Annotated in this window: 17 protein-coding genes; 14 read left to right on the top strand and 3 right to left on the bottom strand. The window is 63.6% G+C overall.

What is annotated here, in order from left to right; all coding sequences use genetic code 11:
• Positions 1–32: 32 nt before the first annotated feature.
• The gene (locus GUY37_RS11930) at positions 33–947 is read left to right on the top strand and encodes a LysR substrate-binding domain-containing protein (protein WP_166825947.1); all 915 of its coding nucleotides are present in this window, start codon (positions 33–35) and stop codon (positions 945–947) included.
• Positions 948–993: 46 nt separating this feature from the next.
• Here the strand turns inward: GUY37_RS11930 and GUY37_RS11935 are convergent, their stop codons facing one another.
• A complete protein-coding gene (locus GUY37_RS11935) occupies positions 994–1,791 on the bottom strand; it encodes a PaaX family transcriptional regulator (RefSeq protein ID WP_166825950.1) in 798 nt (265 codons plus the stop codon).
• A 152-nt stretch (positions 1,792–1,943) separates the two neighbouring features.
• On the opposite strand from GUY37_RS11935, the gene GUY37_RS11940 reads away from it, so the two are divergent.
• The 7 genes from GUY37_RS11940 to GUY37_RS11970 all read left to right on the top strand — a co-directional run bounded on the left by GUY37_RS11940 (position 1,944) and on the right by GUY37_RS11970 (position 10,436).
• The gene (locus GUY37_RS11940) at positions 1,944–3,332 is read left to right on the top strand and encodes an MFS transporter (RefSeq protein ID WP_166825953.1); all 1,389 of its coding nucleotides are present in this window, start codon (positions 1,944–1,946) and stop codon (positions 3,330–3,332) included.
• Positions 3,329–4,912, top strand: a complete 1,584-nt coding sequence (locus GUY37_RS11945; RefSeq protein WP_208094674.1) for an acyl-CoA synthetase — start codon at positions 3,329–3,331, stop codon at positions 4,910–4,912. Before GUY37_RS11940 ends, GUY37_RS11945 begins: the two co-directional genes overlap by 4 nt.
• Positions 4,909–5,691, top strand: coding sequence for a crotonase/enoyl-CoA hydratase family protein (locus GUY37_RS11950; protein ID WP_166825956.1), 783 nt, complete (start codon positions 4,909–4,911; stop codon positions 5,689–5,691). The genes GUY37_RS11945 and GUY37_RS11950 overlap by 4 nt, the downstream gene beginning before the upstream one ends.
• Positions 5,688–7,721, top strand: a complete 2,034-nt coding sequence (locus GUY37_RS11955; RefSeq protein ID WP_228278163.1) for an acetoacetate--CoA ligase — start codon at positions 5,688–5,690, stop codon at positions 7,719–7,721. Before GUY37_RS11950 ends, GUY37_RS11955 begins: the two co-directional genes overlap by 4 nt.
• Positions 7,718–8,650 carry a 3-hydroxyacyl-CoA dehydrogenase NAD-binding domain-containing protein gene (locus GUY37_RS11960; protein WP_166825959.1) on the top strand — a complete coding sequence of 311 codons (933 nt, stop codon included), beginning with the start codon at positions 7,718–7,720 and terminating at the stop codon, positions 8,648–8,650. The genes GUY37_RS11955 and GUY37_RS11960 overlap by 4 nt, the downstream gene beginning before the upstream one ends.
• A 12-nt stretch (positions 8,651–8,662) precedes the next feature.
• Entirely contained in the window at positions 8,663–9,547 is an 885-nt protein-coding gene (locus GUY37_RS11965; protein WP_323127501.1) for an amidohydrolase family protein, read from the top strand.
• A 154-nt stretch (positions 9,548–9,701) separates the two neighbouring features.
• Entirely contained in the window at positions 9,702–10,436 is a 735-nt protein-coding gene (locus tag GUY37_RS11970) for a phosphatase PAP2 family protein (RefSeq protein ID WP_228278164.1), read from the top strand.
• A 91-nt stretch (positions 10,437–10,527) separates the two neighbouring features.
• Here GUY37_RS11970 and GUY37_RS11975 read toward each other — a convergent pair whose 3' ends face one another.
• Positions 10,528–12,378, bottom strand: a complete 1,851-nt coding sequence (locus GUY37_RS11975; RefSeq protein WP_166825962.1) for an acyl-CoA dehydrogenase — start codon at positions 12,376–12,378, stop codon at positions 10,528–10,530.
• 136 nt (positions 12,379–12,514) lie between these two features.
• On the opposite strand from GUY37_RS11975, the gene GUY37_RS11980 reads away from it, so the two are divergent.
• The 5 genes from GUY37_RS11980 to rraA all read left to right on the top strand — a co-directional run bounded on the left by GUY37_RS11980 (position 12,515) and on the right by rraA (position 16,493).
• Positions 12,515–12,784 carry a hypothetical protein gene (locus GUY37_RS11980; protein WP_166825965.1) on the top strand — a complete coding sequence of 90 codons (270 nt, stop codon included), beginning with the start codon at positions 12,515–12,517 and terminating at the stop codon, positions 12,782–12,784.
• A gap of 139 nt (positions 12,785–12,923) precedes the next feature.
• Positions 12,924–14,231: a dicarboxylate/amino acid:cation symporter gene (locus GUY37_RS11985; protein ID WP_166825969.1), complete on the top strand. Its 1,308-nt coding sequence runs from the start codon at positions 12,924–12,926 to the stop codon at positions 14,229–14,231.
• 210 nt (positions 14,232–14,441) lie between these two features.
• A complete protein-coding gene (locus GUY37_RS11990; RefSeq protein WP_166825972.1) occupies positions 14,442–14,882 on the top strand; it encodes a hypothetical protein in 441 nt (146 codons plus the stop codon).
• Between the two features lie 83 nt (positions 14,883–14,965).
• Complete coding sequence (locus tag GUY37_RS11995) at positions 14,966–15,988, top strand: D-cysteine desulfhydrase family protein (protein WP_166825975.1); 1,023 nt, start codon at positions 14,966–14,968, stop codon at positions 15,986–15,988.
• 37 nt (positions 15,989–16,025) lie between these two features.
• Complete coding sequence (gene rraA / locus GUY37_RS12000) at positions 16,026–16,493, top strand: ribonuclease E activity regulator RraA (RefSeq protein ID WP_152347790.1); 468 nt, start codon at positions 16,026–16,028, stop codon at positions 16,491–16,493.
• 12 nt (positions 16,494–16,505) lie between these two features.
• Here the strand turns inward: rraA and GUY37_RS12005 are convergent, their stop codons facing one another.
• Positions 16,506–17,021: a hypothetical protein gene (locus tag GUY37_RS12005; protein ID WP_166825978.1), complete on the bottom strand. Its 516-nt coding sequence runs from the start codon at positions 17,019–17,021 to the stop codon at positions 16,506–16,508.
• A 319-nt stretch (positions 17,022–17,340) separates the two neighbouring features.
• Between GUY37_RS12005 and GUY37_RS12010 the strand changes: the two genes are divergently transcribed.
• Positions 17,341–18,300 (top strand): VOC family protein, encoded by a 960-nt coding sequence (locus GUY37_RS12010; RefSeq protein ID WP_166825981.1) that lies wholly within the window; start codon positions 17,341–17,343, stop codon positions 18,298–18,300.
• Positions 18,301–18,389: the final 89 nt, after the last annotated feature.

Consider the following 18,389-nt stretch of genomic DNA (forward strand, 5'->3'; position numbering starts at 1 on the left):
ATTAGTCGCACAACTAAACCGGATTGACGGATATGAACTCTGACCAGCCACCGAACTTCACGCTGCGGCAGCTGTCCTACCTGATAACGGCGGCTCGCCTGGGGACGATCTCCGCTGCGGCGCGAGAGCTGCACGTCTCATCGTCGGCGATCTCCGACGCCATCACCACGCTGGAGCACGAACTCCAGTCCCAGCTCTGCATTCGGCGGAAATCGCAGGGTTTGGTGCTCACCGCCGCAGGCAGACAGGTTCTCGACAAGGCCCGCCCTCTGCTGGCCGGTGCCCGTGACCTCGAGCTCCAGTTGACGACGACGAATGGTGAACTCGCTGGTCCGATCACCATCGGCTGCTATCCGACCCTGGCACCGATGGTCCTCCCGGTCCTGCTCGATGGATTCGGTCGTCTGCACCCGAAGGTGAGCCTCGAGATCATCGAAGCCACACAGGATATCCTCGTCGGCAAGCTCGACTCGGGTGAGATCGATCTGGCTTTTGCCTACGAAACACTCGTCCCGGGCACACCGAACCGTGCCCAGCTCTTCGCCCAGCCAGCGCATGTCGTCCTGGCAGCCGATGATGAGTTCGCCGACAGGGAGACGGTACGACTCGAGGATCTCGAGTCAAGGGATCTCATCCTGCTCGATTCCCCGCCGTCGAGTCACCACACTCTGTCGATGTTCGCCGAGCGGCAGCTCCACCCGACGATCCGGCACCGCACGACGAGCTACGAGGTGGTCCGGACGCTCGTCGCACGAGGGCTCGGATACGGAATCCTTGTCCAACGTCTGTCGAACCCGAACAGCTACGAGGATCTGCCCCTGGTCGTCAAGGAGATAGATCCGGCGGTGAAGCCGGTCAGCGTCGAGGCGATCTGGCCCGCTCATTCCACGATCGCGGCGCGGGTGCAGGAGCTCATCGAATTCGCACTGGCGCAGGAGTGGATCTGAAAGGCGACGATGTGGATGCTTCGTCGGAACCGTCGCCAGGGTCTGACTACTCGAGAGTGCCGGCGAAGAACTCGTCGAGCACAGGAGACTCTCTTTCGCTCAGGCGCTGATTGAGCTCGCTGAACAGCTGCGCTTGAATCTTTCCGGGCCAGTTCTGCGGCAGAAGTGCGGCAGGCAGCTGCGGATCCAGGCGGGTCAGGCCCAGCCATTCACATTGCAGTTTCACTCGCGCCACCAGGGCCTCCACTGGCGACCTGGCCTCCGGGTCGAAACCCTGCCAGCGGTCGCCGAAAGCAGAGTACTCTGCAGAGAGAGCATCCAGCTCGAAAGCCGCAACGAGGACCTCGTCGGCCGTCGGAGGCTGCGGTCGGCCGCAGAAGACGATCGGGGAGACCTCGAGCTGTTCGGCATCCAGCACAGACGTCAGCTCCCGCTGACCAGGCGCTGCCCAAGTTCCGCCGTCGATCTGGCCGAAACCGGCCCAGGACAGCTGCGACCAGACCTTCTGCCGCAGGGATCTCCGGGACTCGGGCACCTGAACCCTCACCATCGTCCAGCTGCCGTCCCAATCCTCGGACCGCCAGCCTGTGAACATCTTGCGCCCGCCTTCGCCGAGGATCCGTGACCCGGTCTCCGTCAATGTGTAGAACGTCTTCCTGCCCTGCTTGCAACGGGCGACGAAACCTTTGGCGGTCATTCGCTGCAACACCGACCTCGCCGCCGCCTCACCGACCCCGAGCTCCCTCATGACGAAGACGATCGAGGCTCCACTCAGAAGTCGAGTCGACCCAAGCAGATGTTCACCGACGAGGGCGAAGAACAGCGACTGCGGACGAAGATCCATGTTCCCGATTCTATGCGCAGACGCCCACGCGCAAACTCTATTGTCTGCATTTCGTTGACGAAGCGCAGGCTTTTTGCATAGCATTTGGGTGAGCCGGGTCACTGTTGCCCCGGTGGCGCAATCGATCAGGCCACACAATCAGTGAGGATCACATGGCTTCCGCGAAAACAGCACCGACCAAGTCGACGACGATGCTCAAACGAGCAGCCGCCTCTGCCTACTTAGGCAGCGTCATCGAGTACTACGACTTCTTCGTCTACTCCGTCTGCGCGGCACTCGTGTTCAAAGACGTCTTCTTCTCAAACCTCACCCCTGCCGTCGGAACGCTTGCCAGCCTGGCGACGTTTGCCACCGGATATCTGGCCCGGCCTCTGGGTGGAATCGTCTTCGGCCATTTCGGAGACAAGCTGGGTCGCAAACGCATGCTCGTGCTCAGCATGTTCATGATCGGCCTGGCGTCAACCGCCATCGGACTGCTGCCGACTTATGATCAAGCCGGCCTCATCGCTCCCGTACTGCTCATTCTCATCCGCGTCATCCAGGGCATCGCCATCGGCGGCGAGTGGGGCGGTGCCATGCTGATGTCGGCCGAACACGCCACGTCCAATCGCGGCTTCTGGGCAAGCTTCACCAGCGCAGGCGCACCCACCGGCCAGCTCGTCTCTGCACTGGTCATCGCGGGGACCTTGGCGGCGATGGGGACCGAGGCATTCATCGCCTGGGGCTGGAGACTCCCGTTCCTCGCTTCTGTCATTCTGCTTGTGGTGGGCGTCATCGTCCGGGCGAAGGTCGCCGAGTCTCCGGAATTCCTCGCGGCGAAGAAGCGCTCTCCCAAGGGCGGCATCCCGATCATCGCGACCCTGCGCAGACAGCCGATGACACTGCTGTTCGCCGTGGGAGTCGGACTGTCGGCCTTCATGTTTCAAGGGCTGCTCACCACCTACTCGGTCGCCTACGGTGTGCAGATCGGCATCGAACGACAGACGATCCTCAACGCCCTGTCATTCTCCTCGCTCTTCGCCATCTTCGGCATCATCCTCTGGTCCCGGCTATCCGACACGATCGGTCGTCGTCCCCTGGTCATCGCCGGCGCCGTACTGATCGCGGCTTGGGGATTCGTCCTCTTTCCCCTCCTCGATACGAGGAACGGCCTCTTCATCACCATCGGCATGGTCATCGGACAAGGTGTCATCCATCCGATGATCTACGGGCCCTTGGCCGGACTGTACTCCGAGCTCTTCGACACCGAACACCGCTATACGGGAGCCTCCCTGGGCTACCAGATCGCCGGCATCGGTGCAGGAATCTCTCCGGTCCTCTTCGCCGCGATCATGAGCTCGACCGATTCGGCATCGACGATTCCACTGTCCGCCGTTCTGCTTACGGTCTCCGCCATCAGCATCCTCTGCATCTGGCGTCTCGGTGAGACGAAGTCACGAACTCTGTCGGACCAGCACTTCGCCGGAACCGCTTCAGGACCCAGCCCCGCTCCAGAAGACACCGATCACACGCCCGTTGCCCCGGAAGGAACGACCAAGTGACCTTCATCCACCCCAGCCTCGCTCGACTCTCCGAACAGCAGGCGACCGACTACGGCGACAAGACCGCAATCGTCTTCGCCGGCGTCGATCACTCCTACCTGCAGATGCACCGGCGCACACTGTACCGCGCGGCAGAGCTGCATCGGCGCGGAATTCGACGAGGAGACCGAGTCGCCTACCTCGGCCCCAACCATCCTGCCCTCATCGAAGTGATGCTTGCGAGTCTGCGCATCGGAGCCGTCTTCGTTCCGCTGAATTGGCGACTGACTCCGGCGGAACTCGACTATCAGCTGGCCGATGCAGGCGTCTCCCTCCTCGAAGTCGCTCCCGAGGTGGCCGAAACCGCCGAGGCGCTGACTGCCGAGATTGCCTGGAAACTCGTCGACTGGTCGAGCGCTCCCGTTTCGGACACGCTGCCGGCCGTTCCCGCTGCCGAGATCACCGGTGACGAACCGGCGCTCCTCCTCTTCACCTCGGGGACGACCGGACGGCCGAAAGGCGCGGTCCTCTCCCACGCGAACCTGCTGTGGAATTCGTTCAATCTTCTGCTCAACAGCGATATCACCGCCGCGGATGCCACTCTCGTCACGGCTCCGCTCTTCCACGTCATCGCTCTCAACCAGCAGGTGATGACGAGCTATCTGCGCGGCGCCCGAATGCTCGTCGAAACCAAGTGGATCCCCGATCGAGCTTTCGACGCCATCGAGAACGAGGGGCTGACCTGGATGGCGGGCGTGACGACGATGTTTGCCGATATGCTCAGCTCCCCGAGGTGGGACACCACAGACATGACATCGCTTCGTTTCATCAATTCCGGCGGTGCACCGATTCCGGTTCCGCTCATCCGCGCATACCAGGCGAGGGACATCATGTTCTGTCAGGGATACGGGTTGACCGAAACCTCCCCGGGGTGCACGTTCCTGCCGGCGGCACATGCCCTGGACAAGGCCGGATCGGCAGGACGAGCGGTGCCCTTTGCCGAGGTCGACGTCCGGGATGCCTCCGGCAGCTCCTGCCCGGCAGGCGTCAACGGCGAGATCGTCGTTCGCGGCCCGAACGTCACCAACGGGTATTGGAACAACCCCGCAGCCACGAATTCGGCGTTCTCCCCCGGCGGCTGGTTCCATACCGGTGACATCGGCCATCTCGACGAAGACGGCTTCCTCTTCATCGTCGACCGTCTCAAAGACATGTTCATCTCCGGCGGAGAGAACGTCTACCCGGCCGAAGTCGAATCGGCCCTCTATGAACACTCTGCCGTCGCCGAATCAGCGGTGGTGGCCGCGGCAGACGAGCGCTGGGGCGAAGTCGGGCGTGCCTTTGTCGTCACCGCCCCGGACGCGCCGGCGGCCCAGACCCTGATCGAGGAGCTTCGCGATTTCCTGCGGACTCGATTGGCAGGATACAAGGTTCCGAAATACTTCGAGTTCGTCGATTCGCTCCCGCGGACGGGCTCGGGCAAAATCCACAAAGTCTCTCTGCGCGGATCCGTCGGACTCGGAGCACATTCGAACCCAGCGCGAACGACCTTTCCCACCACGGATACGACCGACATCACCTCACCGAAGGACAACGCATGACCGCCACCCTCGAACTCCCCGACACTCTCCGCTTCACCGCCGAGGACGAGATCGGCATCCTCACCCTGGACCGTCCGGCAAAACGCAACGCCCTCGACGACACGACGATCGACAGCCTCGGCGAGTTCTTCCGTACCCCGCCGGACGTCTCCGCCATCATTCTCGAAGCCACCGGAGATCATTTCTGCGCCGGCCTCGACCTGTCCGAGATGGCCGAACGCGATGCCGTGGCCGGAGTCCACCATTCGCGGCACTGGCACGCGACCATGAACCGGATCACGGAATCACAGATCCCCGTCGTCGCGGTGCTCCAAGGCGGTGTCATCGGCGGCGGTCTGGAGCTCGCCAGCGCCGCGCACCTGCGCGTGGCCGAGGACTCGACGTACTTCGCCCTGCCGGAAGGCAAGCGCGGGCTCTTCGTCGGCGGCGGCGCCTCGGTGCGGGTTCCCCGCCTCATCGGACTCTCGCGAGTCCAGGACATGATGCTCACCGGACGGAAGTTCGATGCCGCCGAGGCCGAATCCATCGGACTCGTCAACTATCTGGTTCCCGCGGGCGAGGGGCCGGCCAAGGCCCGCGAACTGGCGGCGTCCATCGCTTCGAACTCCCCCGTGACGAACTATGCGATCACGCAGGCGCTGCCACGCATCGTCGAATCCGGACGCGACGAGGGCTACATGATGGAGTCCCTCATGGCCGCCATCGCCCAGTCGAGCTCCGAAGCCAAAGAGCTCATGCAGTCGTTCCTGGCAGGAACCGGCCCGAAGGTCACCAAGTGAAGGAGACAGCTATGTCGACGATCATCCGCGACGTGCCCGCTGACGTACTCGAGACCAGCCGCATCGGTCACTTCCTCCGCTGGGTCAACACCGAATACGCGCTGAGCCTCACCGATTGGGATTCCCTCTATGACTGGTCGATCACTGCGATCGAAGACTTCTGGGAGTCCATTTGGCGCTACTTCGAGGTCAAGGCACACCGCCCTTACACCTCGGTGCTGGGCAAGCACACGATGCCTCACGCTGATTGGTTTCCCGGCGCACGGCTCAACTACACGGAGCACTCCCTCGGAGGCGAAGATCAGGCAGACGATATCGCCGTGACCGCAGTCTCCCAGACCCGTGAGGATGTCACTCTGACATTCTCCGAGCTCCGCGACGAGGTCGCAAGGGTCCGGGCGGGGTTGGAAGAACTCGGCGTCGGCTCCGGCGATCGAGTCGTCGGCTACCTGCCCAACCAGCCTGAAGCTCTCGTCGCGTTTCTTGCGACAGCGAGCCTGGGCGCGATCTGGGCCAGCTGCGCTCCCGAGTTCGGCACGCGGTCCGTCATCGACCGCTTCTCACAGATCGAGCCGAAGGTGCTGCTTGCGATTCCCGGGTATCGGTACGGAAGCAAGGACATCGACCGCAGCGACGAACTCGCCGAGGTGGTCGCCGCCCTGCCGAGTCTCAGCCACGTCATCGGCGTCGACTACGGTGACTTCACCGTCGACGCGGACCTGCGACGTCGGCTGCTGTCCGCCGCAGAGAAGAACCCCACCGGCCTCGAAGTCGTAGACTATGCCGATATCGGCGATGCGTCGTCGCCGCTGGAATCTGTCGATGTCGACTTCGACCACCCCCTTTTCATCCTCTTCTCCTCAGGAACGACAGGTCGGCCCAAGGCCATCGTGCACAGCCATGGCGGAATTCTGCTCGAGACTCTGAAGAATCATGCACTCCATTTCGATCTGGGTCCCGGCAGCCGTTTCTGCTGGTTCTCCACCACCGCCTGGATGATGTGGAATGCATTGGTCGGCGGCCTCCTCGTCGGCTCCTCGATCGTCATGATCGACGGCAACCCGAACTATCCGGATTCGAAGGACCTGTGGCGGATTGCGTCGGGGACGCGGGCCACCCTCATGGGCATGGCGCCGGGTGCAATCATGGCCGCGCGTAAGGAGGGTTTCCACCCGACGGAGGAATTCGATCTCTCCAGCGTCGAACAGTTCGGTGTGGCCGGGGCACCCCTGCCGGCCGCAGGCTATGACTGGGTGATGAACGAATTCGGTGACGACGTACTTCTCAATGTCGGGTGCGGAGGCACAGATGTGTGCACCGGCATCCTCCAAGCCTCACCCCTGACACCGGTCTATTCAGGGCAGATGTCGGGATGCTCACTCGGCTTCGCGGCGAAATCACTCGACGAGACCGGCGCCGAGGTCGTCGACGAGCTCGGCGAGCTGGTCATCACCGAACCGGTGCCGTCGATGCCGGTGACCTTCTGGGGAAGCGACGGCGATTCACGCTACTTCGAGGCGTACTTCTCCACTTTCCCCGGAGTCTGGCGGCACGGAGACTGGGTTCGCTTCGCCTCTGACGGCGGAGTCGTCGTCACGGGGCGGTCAGATGCCACGCTCAACCGCGGCGGAGTGCGGTTGGGCACCGCAGACTTCTATTCTGTCCTCGACACCTTCCCCGAAGTCGCCGACTCCCTCGTCATCCACCTCGAGGATCCTGACGGCGGCATGGGAGAGCTGATCCTCTTCGTCCGACCGGAGCCGGACACCGAATTCACGTCAGACCTCACGTCCCGAATCGGCAAAGCACTGAAGACGCGGCTCTCACCCCGTCACGCCCCGGACACCGTCGTCCCCGTCGAGCGCATCCCGCTGGGACGGACCGGGAAGAAGCTCGAAGTTCCGGTCAAACGGATCGTGCAGGGCGCTGATCTCGACTCCGTCGCTTCTCCGGGAGCCCTGATGGATCCGACCTCGCTTGATGAGTACGTGGGCTTCGCCGCGTCGAGACGAGACGAGGTGCACGCATGAGTGAGACAGGTGAGTCACTGCACATCGCTGTCATCGGCACGGGCGTCATCGGCGCCGCCTGGGTATCGGGATTCCTCGCCGCCGGGCACACCGTCACAGCCTTCGACCCGGCACCGGAAGCCGAGGAACGGCTGCGCTCACAGCTGACCGGCGACACCGCAGCCGATGCGGCCTCTCGACCCGATCGTTTCCGATTCGCTTCTGATCTCGCCGACGCGGTCTCCGATGCCGACTTCGTTCAGGAGAACGGACCAGAACGCCTCGACGTCAAACAGATGATGTTGGCCGACATCGCCGAGGCGGCGCCACCGGAAGCCATCATCGCCTCGTCGACGTCGGGCTACGCTCCCAGCGCGATCTCCGAGCAGGCACGGACTGCGCCGGAGAGGATCGTCGTCGGGCATCCGTTCAACCCCGCCCATCTCGTCCCGGTCGTCGAGGTGGTGCCCAGTCCGGACGCCTCGTTCGAGGTCGTCGACCGCGCCTTGGAGATGTACCGCTCGATCGGCAAGAAGCCCATCCTCGTCCGTGCGGAACTGCCCGGTCACGTGGTCAACCGACTGCAGGCGGCATTGTGGCAGGAAGCCTACTCACTCGTCGACCGCGGCGTCGTCTCCGTTGCAGATATCGATACCGCAATCTCCTATGGTCCGGGCCTGCGCTGGGCGACCCTCGGACCGCTGGCCCTCCAGCACCTGTCCGGAGGTGAGGGAGGAATGCGACATGTGCTCGACCACCTCGGACCGCCGCAGGAGGTGTGGATGCACGATCTCGAGCAGGTCCACCTCGACGACCAGCTCAAGGACAAACTCGTCGCCGGCGTCGATGCCGAACTCTTCGGCCGCGACGAGAAGCGCCTGACCGCTCAGCGCGATTCGATGCTCCGAGACATCCTCGAGCTCAAGACACGTTACGAAGAACTGCCGTAGGAGGAACAGACCGTGAAATACGAATCAGCTATCGACACCGAAGCCGTCACCGCCATCGACGTCCACACTCACGTGGAAGCCGACGACCACCATCACACCTCGTTGGACACCGAGCTTCTCGACGCCTCGGCGGGCTATTTCAGGGCGCAGGTTCCTCGGACTCCGACCGTCGCCGATCTCGCAGCCTACTACCGTGAGCGGAACATGGCAGCGGTTGTCTTCACCGTCGACGCGACCACGGCCCTCGGCGGGCACCCGCCCGTATCGTCCGAGGAGATCGCCGAGCAGGCTGCCGATCACAACGATGTCCTCATCCCATTCGGCTCCGTCGACCCCCGCAATCCCGCAGAAGCGGTCAGTCGAATCCATGTCCTCGCGACGAACTACGGGGTCAGGGGAATGAAGTTCCATCCGAGTCTGCAGGGCTTCGACCCGAGCGATCCAACCTGCTACCCGATCTATGAGGCCTGTGCCGAGCACGGCCTCGTCACCCTTTTCCACACGGGCCAGACCGGCATCGGCGCGGGACTTCCGGGGGGCCGCGGAATCAGATTGCGCTATTCCGACCCGATGCTCCTCGACGATGTCGCAGCCGACTTCCCGCAGCTGACGATGATCCTCGCGCATCCTTCGGTCCCTTGGGCAGATGCCTCGATCTCCATCGCCACACACAAGGCGAATGTCTTCATCGACCTCTCGGGGTGGTCCCCGAAGTACTTCCCACCGCAGCTCACCCGCGCCATCGGGTCGATGCTCAAGACCAAGGCTCTGTTCGGATCCGATTTCCCGCTGATCACCCCCGACCGCTGGATCAGCGACTTCGAGCACCTCGAAATCAAGCCCGAAGCGACACCGCTGATCATGAAGGAGAACGCGATCCGAGTCCTCGGCCTGTGAACGACTCTCCGGCCCGGCCACCACCGCCACGCCCGGCCGGGCCCTCTGAGCGCCCCACCTCGCCACAGGTTCAGGCACTGATGGTGAAAGAATTCACCGTTTCTTTATCACCCACAGCAGAAGTGATTGTCGACTCCGTCTAAAATCGAACCTGATGGTTGCTGAGTCCTACGTCGAATCCGAGAAAATGATCAGCAGCCCCTCAGATCGCAGTCATTGGACAGTTCGAGCACAGGGGTTGCTGTCCTGGGCAACCTCGATCTGGGTCTTGGCGATCGCTTTCGTCGTCGTCACACTCGCCGCGGCCGGTCCCCTGCGGGTCTGGGACTACAAGCTCAACCGACGTTGGCTCTACCTCTTCGACCCCGACCTGGTGTGGTTCACCCAGCACATCCTCGATCCCATCGCGGGTCAGGCCGTCTGTCTTCCCGTGTTGGCGATCACCGCGATCGTTCTTTCACGAAAACGCCGGTCCTGGCGACCGGTCGTCTTCGCTATCGCCGTCGAAGCGGCCTTCTACCTCGGTGTCGGCTCGCTGAAGATCCTCCTCGCCCGACCGGCGACCACCCTGCACGACCCGCGGTTCTTCCAGGGCGGTCTGATCGAGATCGGCGGTCGTGGAATCAGCTACCCGTCCGGGCACGCTGCCGAAGCAGTGCTCATCTACGGTGCGGTCGCCTACCTCATCGCCACCTACAGCAGCGTCTCCACCAGAACCGTGCGACTGCTGTGGTGGGGTGTCGCCGCGGTCAGCGTGAACTCGGTCATCGTGTCCTTCGCCCTCGGCTGGCATTGGGCCACCGATCTCATCGGCGGTCTGATCATCGGCGGAGTCTTCCTGCGACTGCTCATCATCGCCGACAGGCGAATACCCGACCTCAGCACTTAGGAACACCTCGAGCGACAGAGTTCCGGGTGCATTGAGCGCGCGCCCGGAGCTCCTGCAGTCAGAGATGTCTGCCGGCGACGGCTGAGAATCATCACAGCCAGGAGTCGTCGAGGTCTGTGAATGTCGTCGCCCCGCTCTCCACAAGATCGAACCATGGGCCGGTCTGCGGCAGTTCGTGAGCAAAGAAATACCGCGCCGCGGCGATCTTTCCCTTGAGGAAAGCAGAGTCGCCACGTTCGCCGACGGTCGCCTCGGCAGCCATTCCCTGCTGCAGCCACAGCCACGCCATGACCGTATGGCCCACTGCTTCCAAATAGGTCCATGCGTTGTCGAGAGCCACCGCAGGATCCCCGCTCGACCACACTGCGGCAGTCACGGATTCGATACGGTCGACGGCTGTCTGCAGCGCTGCGGTCTCGGCGGACCATGCGGCACGGTCGGCCGCCTCGGCGAGGGTCTCCCGCATCTGCTCCAGCAGCACCTGCAGGCCGGCTCCGCCCTTCATGACGACTTTGCGCCCGAGCAGATCCTTGGCCTGAATGCCGTGCGTGCCCTCGTGGATCGGGTTGAGCCGGTTGTCACGGTAGAGCTGTTCGACATCGTGATCACGGGCGTACCCGGCTCCGCCGAGCACCTGAATGGCATGATCATTGGCCTTCAGGCACCATACGCTCGGCCAGGTCTTGACGATCGGGGTGAGCACATCGAGCAGCAGTGCGGCTCGGTCACGCTCGGCCGCGGTATCGGCGGTTTCGGACTCGTCGAGCAGTCGCGCGGCATAGAGGACGAGCCCGAGTCCGCCCTCGACGTAGCTCTTCGACGACAGCAGCATCCGCCGGACATCGGAGTGCTCAGCGATCGGGACCGGCGAACCATCGGACCCCTTGGCACCGTCGGGACGGCCCTGACGGCGGTCGCGGGCATAGCGCAGCGCATCGAGGTACCCGTGGTAGCCCAGTCCGACTGCACCGGCGCCGACACCGATTCGAGCCTCGTTCATCATGTGGAACATGCAGGCCAGACCCTTGCCTCGCTCCCCCACCAGATAGCCGACCGCACCGGCGGACCCGGCCGGAGTGTGTGCGCCCTCACCGAAGTTCAGCAGCGTGTTCGTCGTTCCGCGCCACCCCATCTTGTGGTTCAGTCCGGACAGGACGACGTCATTGCGCTCGCCGAGGCTGCCGTCGTCGTTGACGAGCCGTTTCGGAACGAGGAACAGGCTCAGGCCCTTGACGCCCGGCTGGTCGCCTTCGGCGCGGGCGAGGACGAGGTGGACGATGTTCTCAGAGAGTTCGTGGTCGCCGCCGGAAATCCACATCTTCGTCCCGTGGATGCGGAAGGCATCGTCGCCTCCGCCAGGGTCACGAACAGCCTTCGTCGTGACGTCGCCGAGGGAGGAGCCGACCTCGGGTTCGGACAGGCACATGGTGCCGAAGAAGCGGCCGTCGAGCTCGGGCAGGACGTACTTCTCGATCTGCTCCTCGGTGCCGTATTCGAGCAGGAGACCGGCGTTGGCCATGGTCAGCATCGGGTAGCTGGCGGTGCCGATATTGGCCGCCTGGAACCAGGCGAAGCAGGCCTTCGCGACCGTCTGCGGCAGCTGAATGCCGCCGACGCTCTCATCCATCGTCGCCGAGAGCAGACCCACGCCGGCGAACTGGTCGAGCGCGGACTTGATCTCGGGGATCAGCGTCACTGCAGTGCCGTCGAAAGTCGGTTCGTTGAGGTCGGACTTCCGCGCATGAGTGGCGAACCGCTCCTTGGCGAGCTCCTCGCTGGCTTCGAGCACGGAGTCGAAGACTTCACGCGAATGGTCGGAGAAGCGCTGCCTCGAGCAGAGCTCGTCGACCTTGAGCCAGTCATAGAGTTGGAAGTCGATGTCCTCGGCGGAGAGGACGGATTCCGTCGCCGAGACGCCATTGCCTGTGTTCTTTTCGCTCACGAGACCAAATTAAGGCTAATCGTTCGTTAAGTAAAGCTCGACTCAGCGTCTGCACGGGAGGCGTCCCCCTGGACGAATCCATGAAAACAGCTATGGTCACAGGTACACCGTCTTCGAATCAGTGAGGTACTGGAAGATGACCGATCGAAAAGATCCACAGGACAAGATCGACAGGATCAACGACAAGCTCGACGAATTCGCGGCCAAGGCCAGCGGACCCGACGTCGCCTACGGGTCGACCCCCGGATATGCCGAAGACCCGTCCGAAGAGGAGCTGAAGAAGGCCGCCGAGGCGGAAGGAGTGACTCTCCATCGCCGCCCGGACGGCTCGCACGAGGCAATCGACGAGTCCGCAGCGACTCCGCTCGGGGGCTCCGAGGATTCCGAGACGTCGACCGAGAACTGATTCGTCTGCTCGACCGAAGAACCCGGTCCGCGGCCATCCGCGTGCCGGGTTCCGCTGTGTCACAGGTAGTATCGCCAGGGCAACGACGCCTCGCCGCGCTGTCGGCGGAACAATGATGCTGATATGAAAGGCAGAGCCAATGCCCTCCTCCGCTGCCTCGGCTGCGCAGACCTCGGACTCGAAGACTCAGTCGTCGGGATTCCTCCGGATTCTCCGCAATTACCGTTTCCCGCTCTTCATCCTCGCCGGGGTGGTCATCGGAGCGGTCATCGGCCTCGTCTTCGGTGAACGCGCCACCGTCATCAAGCCGTTCGGCACTCTGTTCATCAACATGATGTTCACCCTCGTCGTGCCGCTCGTGTTCTTCTCCATCGCCTCCGCGGTCGCGGGAATGTCCTCGGCCGCGCGACTGGGCAAGATCATGGGCAGCATGCTCGGCGTCTTCGCCGTCACCGGCATCATCGCCTCCATCATCATGGTCGCCGCGCTGCGCATCTTCAACGCCACCGACGGAGTCCAGGTGGAGATGCAGGAACCGGAGAACGTCGAGGAGGTCGGGTCCATCGGCGATCAGCTCGTCCAGACCGTCGTCGTCGACGACTTCTCGAAGATCCTGTCCGCCGAGCATATGCTCGCCCTCATCGTATTCGCCGTCATCGTCGGATTCGCCACCAGCAAGACCGGCGACGCGGGCCGGCCGTTCGCCCGGTTCCTGAGCTCCGGCACCGAGGTGTTCCTCAAATTCACCTCGATCGTCATGTACTACGCCCCGATCGGTCTCGGCGCCTACTTCGCCGCTCTCATCGGTGACCTCGGCTCCCAGCTCGTCGGAGACTATGTTCGCGCCTTCCTCGTCTACTACCCGGTGGCGATCGCCTACTTCATCCTCGCGTTCACGTTCTACTCCTTCCTCGCCGGCGGCCGCCGAGGCGTCTCTCGGTTCTGGGGCAATATCCTCGAACCCACCGCGATCTCCTTGGGCACGTCCTCCTCGGTGGCGGCGATCCCGGCGAACCTGCGTGCGGGAGAGAGGATCGGAGTCCCCCGGGACATCCGTGAGACGATCGTGCCGATCGGTGCCACGATCCATATGGAAGGTTCGAGTCTGTCCGCGATCCTCAAGATCGCGTTCCTCTTCGCGGTGTTCCAGCGCGACTTCTTCACCCTGGAGAACATCGTCATCGCCATCGCGGTGGCACTGCTGGCCGGAATGGTCATGGCGGGGATCCCGTCCGGAGGCTTCATCGGTGAGCTCATGATCATCACCCTCTACGGCTTCCCGGCCGCAGCACTGCCGATCATCCAGATCATCGGAACCGTCATCGATCCCCCCGCCACCACCGTCAACTCCGTCGGCGATCAGGCGAGTTCGATGATGGTCGCTCGCATCCTCGATGGAAAGGACTGGATGGACCAGACAGAGGATGATCACGATTTGATTCCGTAAGCTCGGTGAATTCGTCACACTTCCGAGTCCACAGATTCGGACAAGTCCCCTTCCAGTCGAATGTCTCGGAGATGTCATAGGAACGCAATAGAACGTCTGCAATCGCGGCTCCGCGATTCAGCTTCTGTTCAGACTCCGGGAATCGGTTCTCACCTGCGATGACGATACTCGTGTGCAGCAATGACCGTGATCTGGAAGAGGAGATGTCACATGCCCGCCACCATCCGCAGTCAAGTCGCAACGTGGGGACTCGCCGCAATCGCCGGTGTCGCCTCTCTGGGGACCGTCGCCGGGCCGGCATCGGCCTCCGACGATTCTGCACCCGCGTCCAGTGCCGCTCAGGCACCCCAGAGTTCGGGACACCCGAAGAGTGCCGTCGAGTACGCGGACAGACTGATCACTGCCTACGGCATCGGTGATGCCGTGGTCGTGGATCAGCTCGCCACGAAGAACGTCGTCGCTGCCCTCGCCGAGCACAACGACGGGCACGCCAATCGTTGGCATCGCACGTCAGCCGATTCCGGCAAGGGGTACATCTGGGTCTCCTACACGAATCTGGATACCCATGACGTCATGAACCTGACGGTGAGAAACGCGATCGCCGCGGACAAGGGCGGCGACGCTGTTCGAGAGGTCGAGTTCGTCAGCTGAGGACAACCGGATATCATCCCGTTGACCAGATTCTGGTCGGCGTCTTGTCAGCACAGCTGACCAGCTCGGTAGACTCGGGAACCATGGTCACCCTGAACGAAATCCCACGTCGCAGCTACACCGAAGGACCGACACCTCTCCAGCCTCTGCAGCGCCTGTCAGCCGAACTCGGCGGACCGCAGATCTGGATCAAACGCGATGACCGGCTGGGACTGACCCAGGGCGGGAACAAGACGCGCAAGCTCGAGTTCCTCATCGCCGATGCCCTGAACCAGGGCGCGGACACACTCATCACCGCCGGCGGGGTCCAGTCCAATCACTGCCGACTGACCCTGTCGGCTGCACGCGTCGAGGGTCTCGGCTGCCACCTCATCGTCGAGGAGGACCTCGGACCTGACGGCAGCGCCCTCGGTCCGGCAGGGGCGAACCCGCCGGAGTACACGGGAAATTTCCTGCTCTTCGACCTCCTCGGCGCGGATTCGGTCACGGTGCTCGGCCACGGGGCCGACCTCCTCGGCGAGGCTGAGAATCTGGCCGAAAAGCTGCGCGGCGAGGGCAGGAAACCCTATGTCATCCCGGTGGGCGGTTCGAATCCGATCGGTGCGCTCGGCTACGCCGACTGTGCCGTTGAGTTGCTCGACCAAATCGCCGAGACGGGGGTGGAGTCCCCCACGATCGTGGCCCCCAGCGGCTCGGCCGGGATGCAGGCCGGGCTCATCGTGGGACTTCACAGCGCGGGAAGCGAGATCCCGGTCATCGGCATCAACGTCAGCCGGACACAGGCGGAACAGGAACCGAAGATCGTCGACCTCGTCGACTCCACGGCACGGTTCCTCGATCTGCCCTCGGTTCCTCGCGAAGCCACAGTGGGCCTCGGCGACTATTTCGGGACCGGATACGCTCTGCCGACTCCCGAGATGGTCGAGGCCGTGCGTCTCTTCGCCAGCACCGAGGGGATCCTCCTCGACCCCGTCTACACCGGCAAGGCCGCGGCCGGCCTCATTCATCTCATCCGCATCGGCCGCTTCTCCTCCGACGACACGGTCGTCTTCGTCCACTCCGGCGGAGTCCCCGGACTCTATGCCCGCACCCAGGCATTCGCCTGACCGACTCCGGATCACACCACCAACGGAAGGCAGACAGATGACAGTTTCGACAGCAGACCTGTGGGACGAACGCGGTGAGGACCTGTATTCGATCGCCCTGGACTTCGGCGACTTCGGAGCCAAGACCTCGTTCTCGGGGCCGGCTCGCACGATCCGCTGCTTCCAGGACAACGGCCTGGTCAAGCAGACCCTCAATCAGCCTGGCGACGGCGCCGTGCTCGTCATCGACGGTGACGGTTCGATCGCCACTGCTCTCATGGGAGACATGATCGCCGAGGCGGGGGTCCGAAACGGCTGGAACGGTGTCGTCATCAACGGCGCCGTCCGCGACCGTGAGGCTCTGGCGGAGATGGAGTTCGGGATCAAGGCACTGGCCAGCAACCCGCGCAAGAGTGCGAAGGACGGCGCCGGTGAGATCGACGTGGCTGTGGAGATGGGCGGCGCGACGATCCGCCCCGGAGCGATGGTCTTCGCCGACGCCGACGGCGTCGCCGTCGAGAAGTAGGGCGGCAGAGCCTCATCGATGAATGGTGTCGAAGCTCTGTTCGGCCGAGTCCCAGATGTCGGCGACGACGATGTGGCCGCCGCCAGTGAGCTCTTCGACGGTCGATCGATCGTAGAGGTATGACCACTCCCCAGCCGACACGTCGCCGGTGACCATGAGGATGTCATAGTCGAAGGCCGCCTGTGAGGTCGCCTGGACGATCAGTGCGGTGGCCTCCATGTCCTGTGCTCTGTTCTCATCCGAGGCGAAGTCGACATGGAGGCGCTCGGGTTCGGTCTCCTCGTTGAAGTCGGGGTTCGTCTCGGATTCGAGACTCACCTCGACCCCGTCCAAGGACTGCGCCACATAGTCTGAGAGCTCGGCGAGGGAATCGAAGCCCTGCGCCACGACGTCCAGGGTTGCTGTCGGTGTCGACTCGGGCTCCGGTGCGGAGTCAGTGTCGCTGCCGCAGCCGCTGAGACCGATGAGCGCGGCCGTCAGGAGCCCCGCGACTGCGAGCGCAGGGGTGGACTTCGAATCGAACCTCATGGCACCAGCCTATCGGCGAGAGTCGACTGGTGTCGCATCGCCTCGGTCATCGAGGGGTCGCTCGGCGCCGCGGCTCTTCGAAGGTCGTCATCAGACTGAGGACCTTGTGGGTGACGGTGCGGCCCGCCTTCGGCACCTCCGGGCGCTGATTGTGTTCCATGACCGAGAATCTATCGGACCTGTCAACGCCTGGGTCGGCGATGATCATGGCCGACGGGCCGCCTCGGCGCAGCTCGAGAACGCATCCGTCAAACCGGTTGTTGAACATTCAACTATTCTGCTCTACACTCAGATCAAGAGCCCAGCTCAGGAGGACAGCATGATCACCACCCCCACCCAGGCACCGATTCCCACCGACCGGCAGACTCCCGCCGTCGATGAGAAGCGCCTCAGCGCGGCCATCGGAATGGACGCCGTGACTCTGCGCGTCGGCGACCTCGAGAAGATGTCGACCTACTACTCGAACGCCCTGGCAATGGAACCGCTCGAGGAGACCGCGCGCGGCGGCGAGGTCCATCGTGTGCTCGGCCGCGGCACCGCTCCCCTGGTCAAGCTCGTGTCCACCCCGGGCCTGCCCGGCGTCGACCCCAAGCAGGCAGGCCTGTTCCACACCGCCTTCCTTTTCGACACCAAGGAAGCGCTGGCAGCCACGGTCGCCCATGCCGCGCAGAACACGAACAGCACCTTCGTCGGCTCCAGCGATCACCTGGTCAGCCAGGCCTTCTACTTCACCGATCCCGAAGGCAACGGCATCGAGCTCTACATCGACCGCGCGCGTTCGGAATGGACTCACTCACTCGACGGCGAGGTCCAGATGGATACGCTCTACCTCGACCCGAACCGCTTCCTCGAACGCCACCTCGACCAGGACGTCCTCGCGAACGCCTCCGCCGAGCCCGGCATCGTGGGACACGTCCACCTGCAGGTCGGCAACATTCCGCAGGCCCGCGAGTTCTACGTCGACGCACTCGGCTTCGAGCCGTCGCTGTCATCGATGCCCGGAGTCCTCTTCACGGCGGCCGGCGGATACCACCACCACGTCGCCATGAACACCTGGAACAGCCGCGGCGCCGGTCCCCGAGCGGCCGGACTCGGCCTCGGGGATGTGGCGATCACCGTTCCCGGCCGCGAGGACCTCGATGCCCTCGTCGCTCGCCTGCGTGCGCACGACCTCGATTTCGCTGATGACGGACGTTCGGTTCGCGTCGACGATCCGTGGGGCACGCAGGTCACGCTGGCCATCGGAACCAGCTCGATCGGCGAGACACTGGCGCGCTGACGCTCTGCCGACAAGAATGACTCTGTCGGCATGAACGGACTGAGGCGGGTGATGCCAAGAGCATCGCCCGCCTCAGTCGTGCCCGCTGC

It is taken from the genome of Brevibacterium limosum (assembly GCF_011617705.1).
Classification (GTDB): Bacteria; Actinomycetota; Actinomycetes; order Actinomycetales; family Brevibacteriaceae; genus Brevibacterium; species Brevibacterium limosum.

Bases quoted from the DNA above. Each gene is read 5' to 3' on its own strand.
- GUY37_RS11930 (WP_166825947.1), top strand. From the start codon at position 33: ATGAACTCTGACCAGCCACCGAACTTCACGCTGCGGCAGCTGTCCTAC.
- GUY37_RS11935 (WP_166825950.1), bottom strand. From the start codon at position 1,791: ATGGATCTTCGTCCGCAGTCGCTGTTCTTCGCCCTCGTCGGTGAACAT.
- GUY37_RS11940 (WP_166825953.1), top strand. From the start codon at position 1,944: ATGGCTTCCGCGAAAACAGCACCGACCAAGTCGACGACGATGCTCAAA.
- GUY37_RS11950 (WP_166825956.1), top strand. From the start codon at position 4,909: ATGACCGCCACCCTCGAACTCCCCGACACTCTCCGCTTCACCGCCGAG.
- GUY37_RS11960 (WP_166825959.1), top strand. From the start codon at position 7,718: ATGAGTGAGACAGGTGAGTCACTGCACATCGCTGTCATCGGCACGGGC.
- GUY37_RS11970 (WP_228278164.1), top strand. From the start codon at position 9,702: ATGGTTGCTGAGTCCTACGTCGAATCCGAGAAAATGATCAGCAGCCCC.
- GUY37_RS11980 (WP_166825965.1), top strand. From the start codon at position 12,515: ATGACCGATCGAAAAGATCCACAGGACAAGATCGACAGGATCAACGAC.
- GUY37_RS11985 (WP_166825969.1), top strand. From the start codon at position 12,924: ATGCCCTCCTCCGCTGCCTCGGCTGCGCAGACCTCGGACTCGAAGACT.
- GUY37_RS11990 (WP_166825972.1), top strand. From the start codon at position 14,442: ATGCCCGCCACCATCCGCAGTCAAGTCGCAACGTGGGGACTCGCCGCA.
- GUY37_RS11995 (WP_166825975.1), top strand. From the start codon at position 14,966: ATGGTCACCCTGAACGAAATCCCACGTCGCAGCTACACCGAAGGACCG.
- rraA (WP_152347790.1), top strand. From the start codon at position 16,026: ATGACAGTTTCGACAGCAGACCTGTGGGACGAACGCGGTGAGGACCTG.
- GUY37_RS12005 (WP_166825978.1), bottom strand. From the start codon at position 17,021: ATGAGGTTCGATTCGAAGTCCACCCCTGCGCTCGCAGTCGCGGGGCTC.
- GUY37_RS12010 (WP_166825981.1), top strand. From the start codon at position 17,341: ATGATCACCACCCCCACCCAGGCACCGATTCCCACCGACCGGCAGACT.